Genomic DNA, 12,903 nt, shown 5'->3' on the forward strand with positions numbered 1-12,903 from the left:
ACTCCCTCTACTAATTATAACAAAGGCCGGAGAGCTGCGAACCTTCTCCGGCCTTTGTTATTTATACGTCAACTTTTTGGAAGCAAAAGAACTGTCCCCCTGCTTCCTTGTGCTTCTATCTTTCCTGGTAATTATAGATCTTCCATTGGCCGCTCGCAGGGTCTTTTTTTAGGAGGTATATTCCTTTGTCCATTTGGGTGGTGAAGTTTTCGTTGAGTTCTGGCTGGGATGGGATTTTTGCATTAACAGATACGGTGATGCCGGTTACTTTGACCTTTGCAAAGCGGTTTGATTTTCCCAAAACTTTGAACTGCATGTTCTCATCATTGATTTGGATTGTAATCTCCGCTTCTTCGACTGCTGGATAGAACCAGTCAAAGGGCTTTGGATCGCCTCCGCCAAGTTGATAGAATCCTGTTCCGAATTCTTCATCCAAGGCCGGAAGCTCTGCAAATTGATTTGTTTCTACCAGCTTATTTTCGCGGGTAATGTATTCACTTAGAACAGCTGTTAGGTCAGCATCCTCCGGTAAATCGGACTGTTCAAGCTTGAGCGCTCGATGCAGCATGGCAAATGCTTCTGCCCTGGTTGCAAATTGGTTTGGATTAAAGGACTCTCCATATCCGTTGACAATTTTTACGGAAGAGGCCTTGCGAATAAACTCATCCGCCCAGTTTTCATGATCTACATCAGCAAAAACTTTTCCACTTTCACTTGGGAAAGACAATGTTTTCTCAAAAGCTAGGACAAGAATCTTTGTCATTTCAGCACGGGTAATTGGATCATTCGGGTAAAAATGACCGCCGTATCCGCCAACAAGTCCCAAATCACTAGCAATTCTAATTGCGTCAGCATACCATTCATCCTGTTTTACATCTGAAAACATCTTTCCGGGTCCGTCACTTGATAACCCTAACGCAGCTACGATGATTTTCACAAATTGAGCTCTTGTGATGTGTTCATCCGGATTCACATACATCTGCCCATCATCACCCTCGAAGCCTTCCACTACATCTGCATAAAGAAGATCCTCCAAATCCTCGTATGCCCAATGCTTATAAATTCCTTCATCATGAAATTCATAGGAAGCGAGTGTTTTTGCCTCTTTTGCCAAAGCCATTTGATACGGGAGTAAAGCAACTAACAATACAAGAAACAACATCCTTACTGCTTTCATGCTTGTTCACTCCTTAAAAATACTCTTCGGGCGATGATGAACTAGATGATGAATATTCATTTTATTTATTAGTTTAAATATTCGATAACCAAACAACTGATTCCTCTGTTAATTTCGGACTCTTTATAAAAAAACTTCAATTCTCCTCCTTGATTATAGATCTCACCCGAAATTCACATTTTAGGCACAAATTATATTAGTATAGTATTTTCTTGAGCTCATCTATTCGGTTAATATAGAGTGGGGAAGTATATTTCATTCTTACGGAGTCAGAAATGAGGAAAGATGTATGGAAAAACGAAAAAGTTCCATTCGAGGCATTATCAGTATATCTTTTATCTTCCTAATGGTCAGTACTCTGATTACAATTGGCTTTATTATTTTCTCAAATTGGAACGCGTCATCTGAAAGTGTAATCGAAAAGCTTGAAAACGACGCGAGTAAAGACATCCTCAATGAAATCGACGAACTAATTAGTGTTCCCGCCGATATGAACAAATTAAACCAGCATATCATCGCGGATAATATAATCGATTTTTCCAATAAGGCGAAACGGGAAGCCTTCTTTGCGAATATCATCCAAGCGAGCAGCGAGGAAATATACAGCTTTAGTTATGGCATGGAAAACGGGGACTATTACGGAGCCCGCCGCAATGCCGACAATGATCTTGAGCTCTATCGGAGCACAGCTGAAACGAATCGACATTCCCTTTATTACTCCGTCACGAAGAATATGACAGAGGGAGCCTTTGTTGAGGACTTTGGCGAGTTTGATCCGCGGACACGAATATGGTATACGATGGCCAAAAAGAAGGGGAAACCGATTTTTTCTCCCTTATACAAGCATTTTGTAAAGGATGATTTAGTTCTGACTTCAGCCTATCCTATATATAGTAAAAACGGGCAGCTTCAAGGTGTGTTAGGTACACATATTACGCTTTCCAGTCTTAATCAATTTTTAAAAAATGTTGTATCAGACAGGATGGCAGCCGCTTATGTAATGGAAAAAGGTACCGGGGAACTGGTGGCCAATTCATTGGACGGTCCTAATTTTGAAAAACATGCCGATGGAACATTCAATAGAATCTCAATTGATTCATTAGAAGATACATCCATACGGGATGCCTACAACGAATTTTTAACAACAAACAACGATAAAATAATTAAGGAAACTGAAAATGGCAGCCTCCATATTAAACTAACTGAATATGAACGCGAAGGAATCGATTGGCTGATTATCACAGCCATTCCGGATCAACCATTTACATCAGATATTCATAAAAACATTCAAACAGCTATCCTATTATCGGTTTTGGCCCTGCTTCTATCGATCGTAATCTATAGAAAAAGTACTGATTTTATGTTAAAGCCGATAAATAACTTAATGGATGCAGCAGAAAAATTTTCAAAAGGAGATTTGCAGCAAAGAGCCGGAGTTTACAAGAATGATGAAATTGGCATGCTTTCGAAGTCCTTTAATAACATGGCGGACGAATTATATAAACACATTAATAATCTAGAGGAAAAAGTAAAAGAGAGAACGGCGGAAATCGAAAAGACCAATGTTGAATTGAAGTGTGCAAAGATTGAAGCGGACAAAGCCAACGCGGCAAAAAGTGAGTTTCTCGCCAATATGAGTCATGAAATCCGTACACCGCTCAATGCAGTCATTGGTTTTAGCGAGCTCCTGCAAAATACCGTACAGGATGAAAAACACAAAAGGTATATTAAAACGATTAACACAGCGGGAAACGGCCTGCTCATGATTATTAATGATATTCTCGACCTTTCCAAAATTGAGGCGGGAAAAATGGAACTGCATTCAAGACCGGTGACATTGCCGGCTATTTTTAAAGAAGTCGAAACGATTTTCACGCAAAAGGTGCAGGAAAAGGGAATTGAATTTCGCATCGACATCCAGGGAGACATTCCAGAACTAGTCCTGTTTGACGAGGTGAGAATTCGGCAAATTCTCTTAAATCTTGCCGGTAACGCGGTTAAGTTTACGGAGAAAGGCTATGTGAAGCTTTCCATCAAGACAAGACCTTCAAAGACGAATGACATGAGCTGCGTCGACCTGCAGCTTTCGGTTGAAGATACCGGCATAGGAATTCCTGATTATGAAAAAGAAAAGATCTTCGAGTCCTTTACCCAAGTATCAGGGCAAAGCATTAAAAAATATGGCGGTACCGGATTAGGGCTTGCTATTACGAAAAAATTAGTTGAAATGATGAATGGAAAGATTTCACTTGAAAGCGAAGTTGGCAAAGGAAGTATTTTTCGAGTCCTTTTTACCAATGTCCAGATTGCGGCAACCGAATCTTATTCTGACAAAATAGACACTACTTCCTTCTGGCAATACCATTTTTCAAATGAAACTATTCTTATCGTCGATGATATTGAGACCAATCGTTTCTTATTAAAAGAATTACTTTCAAAAGCGGGCTTAAGGATCCTGCTTGCTGGAAACGGGCATGAAGCGTTGAAGATCTGCTTGAATGAGCGGCCGGACTTGATCATTACGGACCTCGTGATGCCGGTCATGGACGGGTTCGAGGTCTCTGCAAAACTAAAGGCCCTGCCTCATACAAAGGATATTCCAATCATTGCTTTAAGTGCCTCCACTTCTCAAGTTCTGCCAGAGGGCAGCCTGTTTGATGGTTATTTAATAAAACCTGTCCATGCAGAGCAGTTATTAAGTAAGCTTGCACAATTTATTCATCATAACAAGGAGTTTCCTGACCCTTCTTTCGAAACTAAGGGCTGTGACGAGGATACCGCTCTTGCGCCTGAAGAGTGGGAGGAAATCAGGACCCAGCTGCTTCCTTACGTAAAAAAAGCAGCCTCTACCATCATCATAAGCAGTGTGAAAAGCTTGGCTGACCGGTTAATCTCCATTGGGGAGCAGCATCAATCCCGCTTATTGATAACCGAAGGAAAAGAACTACTGAGCCATGTAGAATGCTACGATATTGTAAAAATCAAAAACAAATTAAAACAGATTGAAAAAATATTAGCAGAGGGCCGAACAGATGGAGAATAAAAACAATGATTTAATCTTAATTGTGGATGACAACCCTGGTAATATACAAGTTTTGGCGACGATTATGGCGGATCACGGGTATGAGCTCGGCATTGCACAGAACGCAAATGAAGTGTATCAGTTTCTGGAGGAACATACCCCTGAGCTGATTTTATTAGATGTAGAAATGCCTGAAATCGACGGTTATGAGGTATGCGCAGCCATTAAAGCAGACCGTCGGTATAAAGAAATCCCAGTTATCTTTTTAACGGTAAAAAATGAGCAGGAGGACATCATTAAAGGATTTGATCTAGGGGCCGTTGATTATATGACCAAGCCCTTTCATCGAAATGAATTGATTTCCCGAGTGAAAACGCATCTTGCACTCAAACATTCCAGGGACGAACTGGAAAGAAAGAACCAAGAGCTTGAGAAGGTTTTAGAGACGAGGAAAAAACTGGAAGAAGAAAAAGACTTATTAACGATGGAGTTAATTCATCACCGGGATATGCTGGAGAACATGGTTGAAATGCGGACAAAGGAACTGGCATCCGCCAATAAAAGGATTATGAATATCGTGGAAAGTATTACGGATGGCTTTGTGGCTTTTGACAAAGAGTGGAGATACATTTATGTAAATTACCACCCCTATTTCCCTGATCAACTGGAAGCCGATGATTTAATTGGCAAGAGATTATGGGATATCTTCCCTAAGATGGTGGATACGGAATGGGGGAAAGAATATCGTCGGGCAATGGAAGAACGGGTTCCGGTTCATTTCGAAGCCATCTCTCCATATGATGATTTATGGTATGAAGTTACGGTGTACCCATTCGACGATGGAATCTGCAGCTTTTTCAGAGATATTACAGAAAAGAAAAAGTACGAGAATGAAATGAAACGATTATCCGGACTAGATTTAATCGGGCAGATGGCAGCAGGGATCAGTCATGAAATTCGAAATCCAATGACGACCGTACGCGGATTCTTGCAGCTATTAAGCTCTAAAGATGAATGTGCGGCATTTCAAGATTACTTTAGCTTGATGATTGACGAGCTTGACCGTGCAAACTTAATCATCTCAGAATTTCTTTCAATGGGAAATACAAGATCAACAGGTTTACAGAAATGGAATTTAAATTCACTCATCCATGATATGGTTCCTTTACTGCAGGCGGATGCTTCTAACCAGAATAAACAGGTTGAATTGGAGCTGACTGACATTCCTGGTCTTATGCTAAACCGAAATGAAATCCGTCAGCTCATCCTAAACCTATACCGGAATGGCTTGGAGGCCATGAGCCCGGGGAAGGTGATTACAATCAGCACTTACAAGGAAAACGATCATGTTGTACTCTCAGTAAAGGACCAAGGAGAAGGAATAAAGCCCGAAGTCTTAGAAAAATTAGGTACTCCCTTCTTCTCGACAAAGGATAACGGAACCGGCCTCGGTCTCGGCATATGCTACGGCATCGCAGCACGCCACCAAGCCAAAATCCAAATCCAAACAAGCACCCAAGGCACAACCTTCTCTGTGAAATTTACAGTTTAGAAGAAGGTGCAGTTAAAAGCAGAGGGACGGTTCTCTTGCTTCCATATGGAAGCAAAAGAACCGTCCCTCTGCTTTATTCTAATGTTTACCTTCCCAAAGCCTCTTCTAGAGCGGCAACTTCTTCTGATGTAAAGCGGGAATATGCCATTTGGATGGCCATTTCTTGTTGTTCAGGTGTTAAACCATTAGCAGAAGCACGATTATAGAGTTCGATTTCTTCCGCTGTAAAACGGCTGAATCCGAAGGCAATCGCTTCCTCTCTTGCGGCAAAATGTAAACTGCCAGAGGATGGTTGTGTCGATGGGGAAGTCTCAGCATGTGCTGTTGAAGAATCTGCTGCTGTGTTATCCGTTGTTGATGTTCCAGCTTCATTACCTGCAGCTGATGTTGCTGCAGTGTCCCCAGTAGCAGTTCCTCCCTCTACGGCTGCTGTAGTTTCCTCGTTAGCAGCTGCTTCTGCCTGGTTGCCCGCTACCGATGATTTTCCACTGTTCGTTGTGGAACCCTCTTCCGTTTCTTTTGCCTCTTTGGACTTCTGTTCCACTTCATTCTGCTTTATTTCATTTTTAGCAATTGTGTTTTGCTCTTCTACCTTACCGTTATAATTAATTGCTAGAATAGCAACAATAGCTATTAGCACTACGCTAACTATAGCAATAATCTTACCTTTTATTTTCAAATGAAACTCCACCTTGATGCTGGGGGGTGTCTCATAAGGACTCCCCTTCCGCTTACTCTATCATATAGTTCGATTATTTCTATCGTCAATGACATTTTATGTAATATCCTTGAATGTTTTGAGGAGTTTCATAGAATGAAAAGAGAGATTATTTTATTAACAAAATTGTAGACTTTTTATTAAATAGACAAAAACAACCGGCATTAGGAAATATGCCGGTTGTATACATTTCGAGTACTATCTCTAACTATTAAAGTTATTTTGGAAGCAGAAGAACCGTCCCCCTGCTTTCAAAACCTAGGATAAAATAGGCATTAAAACGCCTTTCATCAATCCCCTATTTATCCTATCCAAGTTAAATTCGTTATATCCTTGGAATAGTCCCCATTCTGATGTTTGAAAATAATCAGGGTGCTTAGGATCAGAGATGACTGCTAGGAATTCTTCAAACCCTCCTTCTCCCCCGACATCCTCCGGCGGGGCGCTCCCTTCCCCTTCAAGACATATAGGATGGTTTAACGAATAATCCGGGACTTCTTTTACAAAATCAATATAAACCTGCCAGGAGTCTCCAAAGTCATAGTGATATTTTATTTTGGCGGACATATAATCCGATAAATGTACTTCGGAATCTAATTTCTTCGGTACATCCATTTCGTGTTCCAAATCTTTTTCATCACAGACGATGTTTAAAATGGGCTTATAGCCATCTTTATGTGAACCATGGTTAATATCCCAGTTATCATAACCGGTCGTTTCCGGATCAAATAGATAATATTCATACAAATGCTGATCTTTCCATCCAAAAGCTATTTGCAATATATTATGGAATTCAGCAAACGTTCGATTGGCTGGGACCACCAGCCTCCGCCAGACATGATGCTTTTCCAGTTTAAGAGTTACCAACATTTCAACCGCTTTCGAGCTAAAAATAGGTCCTCCCGCAAACTCCTCTAGATCCTTATACAATTCTTCTGCTGGTACGATATAATCTTTTTTCCCCTGCCCGACTAAAAATTGGCTGGCCCGCTTACTTACCTTGCTTTGAAAAAGGACATCGTTTGTGAATAAATCCTCACAATAAGTCACATGTTCACAGCTCTTATTCATCCTGGCAACCGTTGTTCGATCCTTCGTTTTTGCAAAAGAAATTTCCTTTGCCTGTTCCAAATACTGATCGATAATTTCCTCTTTTATAGATTCCTGCTGAAAAGCAACCCGGACTGCCTGAACAAAGAGCTCATCAAGCTTTTTAAAATCCTTAACCTTTAGCCCATGGAGAACAATGATATACCGATTATGGTCATTCGAAAACACCACTGTTTTCCTCCGGTTCACAAACAGCACATTCGCATGCCAAGAAAAAAGCGGCACTTCCTCTCCCTGTACCTCCTCCGGCTTCAGCTTCAACTCATCCAACAACTTCTTCGTACAATGTATCTTCATGTACAAAACTCCATTTCCAAAGCAAAAATCATTACAACACATATTAAATCCAATCTTATCCTATCACCTTTAAAACATTCAATAAACGGAAGCATGGGGACGGTTCAAATCTTCTTCCGCAATATTCTATGAGCTACAATCATCACAACAAGGTTAAAAATAAGTACGAACGGTGAATAAATAACATATGCGACGAAGAACCAGCCGATTGCGCCTCCAGCGACATCGGGAAACATGGCGATTTGTATGAGAAGCAAGCCTACCAGAAGGATGGTTTGCACCAACGCTAACAATACGTAATTTCCAATACTCTTTAACACAACAGATTTATTTGATTGAATGATTTTTTTTTGTAAAAAAATACTTAACACAACAGGCAAGATTCCAATTCCTAATAATATGATGATTTCCGCCATTCACTTCCCCCTATTAAATAGACTGACATCAGCCTGCTTAAACTGAGAGTAAACTTAGGCTACTCCCATTTACTCCGTACCATCTCATCCTCCTTTCTGCTCAATCATCCGACCCTCCTGAATCAGAATCGGAACCTCCCTCACTATAAGAACCATGGTCATGGTCATGGTCATCATCACGGTCATCATCATCCCAATCATCGTCGTCCCTGTCATGATCATTATGATAATAATGGCTGTCATAACTTCGACTTGTCGCAATAGACTTCTTAGCACCGCTCCGGCTAGAGGGAAACAATAAAAAGGCAATGACAACACTAACTACACCGCCTAATTCCATCTCAATAAAAAAGAGCAAAAGTCCGGCAAGCAAAAAACACGCACTTAAAACATACCTTAGAACTCTCAAAAGAACCCCTCCATATCGTTTGAATAGAATGTTTTCCATCCTAAAAATAATCATTCCTTACATAAAACAAATCCCGCCATCTGCAATGACGTTCTGCCCCGTGATATAGGAGGATTCTTTGGAAAATAACCACGTAACAACCGATGCGATTTCCTCTGCTAAACCTATTCTGCCTAAAGCATTGCATTCATTATATTTATTTTCTAGAATAAGAGCTTCTTCCTCGTTAAGCACAGTAAATTTCTTTTCTAAAAGCGGCGTTCGAACCGCTCCCGGACTAACCGCGTTTACCCTTATTCCTTGTCGCCCGTATTCTTGTGCGGTTGATTTTGTTAAGGCAATCACACCACTTTTACCAGCTGAATAAACAGCCGTGCCAGCAGCGCATAAATAATGCATCAACAGACGATGTATTCACAATTACCCCGCTTCCCTGCTCCGACATTACCTGCAATTCATACTTCATACATAACCACACGCTCTTCAGCGTAACACCAATTAACCGGTCATAATCCTCTTCCATAAACTCAGCTGTATACGCAGAGATTACTTCATCATTTGCAGCATTATTAAAAGCAAAATCCAAACGTTCGAAGTGCTGCAGCGTTTTTTCAATCATCCCTTTTACTTCCTCTCCCGTTGTCACTTCACATGAAAGATAGAGAATCTCTTGATGGATTTGCCTCAATTTACGTAACGCATCGTTTCCTTTTCTTGATTTCTCCCAACAATAACAACCTTTGCCCCTTTTTCCGCTAATCTATTGGCAACAGCAAAACCAATCCCGGATGTACCGCCCGTAATCAAGGCCACTTTACCGTTAAACTCCACCTTTATCCCCTCACTTTTTTTCATAAAAACGCTGTCTGTTCCTTATTGATTTTATCTTTTTCCGACAGAAGACTCCCACTTCAATTTTGTGCTGGGCAAAAATAAGTGGGAGATGAATGTCGATTGACGATAGACAAACACTTGTTCGCAAGGTATAATATTCCTGTGAGTTGTTCTTTGAAAACTGGATATATAGGGTTAGTGCGAGAAAGGCTTCGCACTGTAAAATATCCAAGCACCATTCGCCTCCACGCACACCGAAGTTGCGAAAACCAAGCTAAAGTAGGGTGCGTGGCGAGTTCAACGTACAAGTTTGCAACACTCGCAGGAGGCTCACGCCACTTGTACTGCTAACCGTCGGTGCGACGGGGATAGCCTGCTAAATAACTGAGGGATACCTTGGTGTTCGCAGGAATCTCCATCTTCAAATTTTCGTTGGGAAATTAAGGTGGAGTAGTTCAATCAAGAAAAGACATATACAGTAGTGAGAAAAGGCGAACAATAAGTCATATTCTCGACCTTGTGATGACTATTTATTTTTCCTTAATAATCCGCTCTTCTATTGCCTTCATAATCGCGGATGAACGGTTTTTCACCTCTAATTTCGAATAAATACTTGATATATAGTTTTTGACTGTTCCGAGAGACAAAAACATTCTTTCAGATATGGCCTTATTTGAAAGTCCCTGCGCCAGATATTTCAGCACCTTTAATTCCTGTTGGCTTAATTCATACGGATTCTTCATAGGATCTGTGTGATCCGCTCCCTTGTTCGAACCATTTTGGATGGACTGAAAGACTTCTTTAGCTAATTCCTGTGGGATCAAGGTACCTCCATGATAGACCAGCTTGATGCCATTCACTAAAAACTGCGGGTCCACGGCCTTCAAAATATACCCCTCCGCACCTGCATGTAGGGCATTAAGTACATGTGTGATATCCTGAAAGGTGGTTAATATAATCACTTTAATATGAGGCATACGCTGTTTTATTTCTGCTGTTGCCTTGACCCCATCCATCACTGGCATTTGAATATCCATTAATACGACATCAGGATTTTCCTCTTCACATAATTGAATCGCTTCTTCCCCATTACTAGCCATTCCAATAATTCGAATATCGGACATACTTTCCAACACAATCTTTAAACTTTTCCGAAGCAGCTCTTGGTCTTCGACAATAATGGCTTTAATCATGTACGTACCACTTCCTTTACAAGCGGGATGGAACAGCGAATTTTTGTCCCTTTATTCTTTTCCGACTCCATGCTTATAACTCCATTTAGTGAGCGGATTCGATCCTTCATCGTTGTGATTCCAAATCCGGGATCAAGAGATTCTGTCCCAGCGCCATTGTCCGTAACCTGCAGGATAAGCGCATCGTCCTCAAAGGAGATCTCCACAAACACCTGTGTCGCCTGCCCATGTCGTTTGGCATTCGTTAACGCTTCCTGCAAACAGCGAATCAAGGTATACTTCGCTCTCTCACCAATTTCTCGCTCGCTTCCCTCTATTTGAAAATCAACGTCCGTTCCCGTGTGCTTCATAAATTCCGAAATGACCTGCCGAAAAGAAGCCGCTAATGATTGATGCGATTCCATTGGTGATAATTGATGAATCGTTTTTCTCACATCATCCAATCCTTTTCTAGCAAGATTAGAAATTTCCTTTATATTATTCTCTGCCTCTTCTTGATTGGCCTTCATCACAAATGGCAGAGCATCCAAGCTCGTGATAACGGATGTAAAAATGTGGCCGACCGTATCATGCAAATCCTGTGATACCCGGTTCCTTTCCTCCATTATCGTCAGCTCCTCAATTCTTTTCGAATATTGCTCTAACGCCAGGTTTTTCTCTTGAATAGAGTCAATTAATTTTTTCATTTTCAGATTCACCACCGTTACCCTTCCTAAGCAAAACCCAATCATATAAAAAAGCGGCGTATTAATTGCCATATCAATGAAGGTTTCGTTGAATTGGTCCCCGACCCATGTACCTGTTAAGAATAGAACGAGACTGAGAAGCGGCCCAATCCAAACTAATGGCCTTACCTGACAAGCATAAGCAAACATAATCAAGGGCAGATAAAGAAAATCATAGGCGCCGGTCATCTGAAATTCATTCATCAGGAAAATAAACATACTCCCCGTCAATAGGAATTCGGCGATGAAAAAATATACGAGATGAATACAGCCTGGCCGGTAAAACAGAAGCGGCACAAGGTAAATAGCGGTAAACCAGAAGAACAACAGCCATTTATTCACGGGATCAACCGTAACACCTATAACCCAGCTGGCATTGTAATAGATCCACAGCGTACGCATAAAAAACAAAAAGGTATCAAGCCAATTCCACTTTCGATTATCTAAGGCTGATAACATCACTCATCATCTTCTTTCAACCGGTTTTCATTATGAATTTTCAGTCTTTTCCATTATGACTAATCATTATCCATTCGTCACTACGTAAGATGACTTTTTGCCATTAATATGAGAATCAATAAACTAACAAAGGATGGATGAAAATGAAAACTGGTTTGTTTCGTATTATAAGTGTTTGTGCCATTAACTTTCTTCTCAATTATTTATTGTTATTCCCGTTAGGTTTGTTTCAGTATATCAGTACACCGGACCTTAAAATGTTTGGATTAGTCGGGTTGGTGGTAAGTGGAATCACCGCCATTGCCACGATCCTTTTTTATCGATTGGTTGACCGAAAAAAAATAAATACATTGGGATTTAGGATGAATAATAAAGATCTATTATTCTCCCTTACTTCTATTGTCGTTACAGTATTACTTGTTATGTATGTAGTCATGATTGGTTCAGAAAGAGGAGTCATTTCAGCAGAATGGAATTTACAAGTCTTGTCAGAGGGTCGTTTTTACAGCTTATTCTTATTGGTTTTTGCCTCCTGGTTTATCGCTGCACTTTATGAAGAGATCTTATTTCGAGGATACTTTGTTGCAAATCTACATTTCCTGACAAAAAAGAAGCTTTATATAGTATCAAGCGTCATCTTTATGATCTTTCATATTTTTAAAGGATTGGATCCCGTTAGTATCGTGGTATTAATGGTGATGAGCTGTGTACTTCTCTATGTTTATTTAAAAAGCGGATCATTGCTGCCGGGTATATTCGCTCATCTCATTTACAACTTCGCTACTTCACATCTTGTTGGGAACAGCGAGATTGCTCTTTTGAAATATAACGGGGATTTAGGGTTGTTTCAATTAATTATTATTGTTTTATATATCTTGATCACCCTTTTCTTAACGAATGTATTTTACCGTCAAACCGTTTCATCAACTATCAGTGAGAATGTACACTCCTAAAAAGAGGGTCAAGGGGACAGGCACCTCGTCCCAAGGGT

10 protein-coding genes and 3 pseudogenes are annotated in these 12,903 nt (G+C 40.6%); 4 read left to right on the forward strand and 9 right to left on the reverse strand.

Going from position 1 to position 12,903, the window contains the following annotated elements; translation table 11 throughout:
• Positions 1 to 115: 115 nt before the first annotated feature.
• Entirely contained in the window at positions 116 to 1,177 is a 1,062-nt protein-coding gene (locus tag R4Z09_RS27015; RefSeq protein WP_338449758.1) for an S-layer homology domain-containing protein, read from the reverse strand.
• 289 nt (positions 1,178 to 1,466) lie between these two features.
• On the opposite strand from R4Z09_RS27015, the gene R4Z09_RS27020 reads away from it, so the two are divergent.
• The 3 genes and pseudogenes from R4Z09_RS27020 to R4Z09_RS27030 all read left to right on the forward strand — a co-directional run.
• Entirely contained in the window at positions 1,467 to 4,220 is a 2,754-nt protein-coding gene (locus R4Z09_RS27020; protein ID WP_338449759.1) for a hybrid sensor histidine kinase/response regulator, read from the forward strand.
• A pseudogene (locus tag R4Z09_RS27025) lies at positions 4,210 to 4,560 on the forward strand (response regulator); the annotation flags it as partial. The gene R4Z09_RS27020 and the pseudogene R4Z09_RS27025, both read left to right, overlap by 11 nt.
• A 120-nt stretch (positions 4,561 to 4,680) precedes the next feature.
• Positions 4,681 to 5,751 (forward strand): annotated as a pseudogene (locus tag R4Z09_RS27030) (two-component system sensor histidine kinase NtrB); the annotation flags it as partial.
• Positions 5,752 to 5,836: 85 nt separating this feature from the next.
• Here R4Z09_RS27030 and R4Z09_RS27035 read toward each other — a convergent pair.
• The 8 genes and pseudogenes from R4Z09_RS27035 to R4Z09_RS27075 form a co-directional block, all read right to left on the reverse strand.
• Complete coding sequence (locus R4Z09_RS27035; protein WP_338449760.1) at positions 5,837 to 6,430, reverse strand: hypothetical protein; 594 nt, start codon at positions 6,428 to 6,430, stop codon at positions 5,837 to 5,839.
• Between the two features lie 297 nt (positions 6,431 to 6,727).
• Complete coding sequence (locus R4Z09_RS27040) at positions 6,728 to 7,876, reverse strand: plasmid pRiA4b ORF-3 family protein (RefSeq protein WP_338449761.1); 1,149 nt, start codon at positions 7,874 to 7,876, stop codon at positions 6,728 to 6,730.
• Between the two features lie 104 nt (positions 7,877 to 7,980).
• On the reverse strand, positions 7,981 to 8,292 hold the full coding sequence (locus R4Z09_RS27045) for a hypothetical protein (RefSeq protein ID WP_338449762.1): 312 nt from the start codon (positions 8,290 to 8,292) through the stop codon (positions 7,981 to 7,983).
• A gap of 100 nt (positions 8,293 to 8,392) precedes the next feature.
• Positions 8,393 to 8,701, reverse strand: coding sequence for a hypothetical protein (locus R4Z09_RS27050; RefSeq protein WP_338449763.1), 309 nt, complete (start codon positions 8,699 to 8,701; stop codon positions 8,393 to 8,395).
• A gap of 57 nt (positions 8,702 to 8,758) precedes the next feature.
• Complete coding sequence (locus R4Z09_RS27055) at positions 8,759 to 9,100, reverse strand: SDR family NAD(P)-dependent oxidoreductase (protein ID WP_338453367.1); 342 nt, start codon at positions 9,098 to 9,100, stop codon at positions 8,759 to 8,761.
• Positions 9,054 to 9,556: pseudogene (locus tag R4Z09_RS27060) on the reverse strand (SDR family NAD(P)-dependent oxidoreductase). Before R4Z09_RS27060 ends, R4Z09_RS27055 begins: the two are co-directional and overlap by 47 nt.
• Positions 9,557 to 10,065: 509 nt before the next feature.
• Positions 10,066 to 10,728, reverse strand: coding sequence for a response regulator transcription factor (locus R4Z09_RS27070; protein ID WP_338449766.1), 663 nt, complete (start codon positions 10,726 to 10,728; stop codon positions 10,066 to 10,068).
• Positions 10,725 to 11,912, reverse strand: coding sequence for a sensor histidine kinase (locus R4Z09_RS27075; protein WP_338449767.1), 1,188 nt, complete (start codon positions 11,910 to 11,912; stop codon positions 10,725 to 10,727). Before R4Z09_RS27075 ends, R4Z09_RS27070 begins: the two co-directional genes overlap by 4 nt.
• A gap of 143 nt (positions 11,913 to 12,055) precedes the next feature.
• Between R4Z09_RS27075 and R4Z09_RS27080 the strand changes: the two genes are divergently transcribed.
• Positions 12,056 to 12,865: a type II CAAX endopeptidase family protein gene (locus R4Z09_RS27080; protein WP_338449768.1), complete on the forward strand. Its 810-nt coding sequence runs from the start codon at positions 12,056 to 12,058 to the stop codon at positions 12,863 to 12,865.
• Positions 12,866 to 12,903 lie beyond the last annotated feature (38 nt).

Source organism: Niallia oryzisoli (assembly GCF_036670025.1).
Taxonomy (GTDB): Bacteria; Bacillota; Bacilli; order Bacillales; family Cytobacillaceae; genus Bacillus_BD; species Bacillus_BD oryzisoli.

Bases quoted from the DNA above. Each gene is read 5' to 3' on its own strand.
- R4Z09_RS27015 (WP_338449758.1), bottom strand. From the start codon at position 1,177: ATGAAAGCAGTAAGGATGTTGTTTCTTGTATTGTTAGTTGCTTTACTC.
- R4Z09_RS27020 (WP_338449759.1), top strand. From the start codon at position 1,467: ATGGAAAAACGAAAAAGTTCCATTCGAGGCATTATCAGTATATCTTTT.
- R4Z09_RS27040 (WP_338449761.1), bottom strand. From the start codon at position 7,876: ATGAAGATACATTGTACGAAGAAGTTGTTGGATGAGTTGAAGCTGAAG.
- R4Z09_RS27045 (WP_338449762.1), bottom strand. From the start codon at position 8,292: ATGGCGGAAATCATCATATTATTAGGAATTGGAATCTTGCCTGTTGTG.
- R4Z09_RS27055 (WP_338453367.1), bottom strand. From the start codon at position 9,100: ATGCATTATTTATGCGCTGCTGGCACGGCTGTTTATTCAGCTGGTAAA.
- R4Z09_RS27070 (WP_338449766.1), bottom strand. From the start codon at position 10,728: ATGATTAAAGCCATTATTGTCGAAGACCAAGAGCTGCTTCGGAAAAGT.
- R4Z09_RS27075 (WP_338449767.1), bottom strand. From the start codon at position 11,912: ATGTTATCAGCCTTAGATAATCGAAAGTGGAATTGGCTTGATACCTTT.
- R4Z09_RS27080 (WP_338449768.1), top strand. From the start codon at position 12,056: ATGAAAACTGGTTTGTTTCGTATTATAAGTGTTTGTGCCATTAACTTT.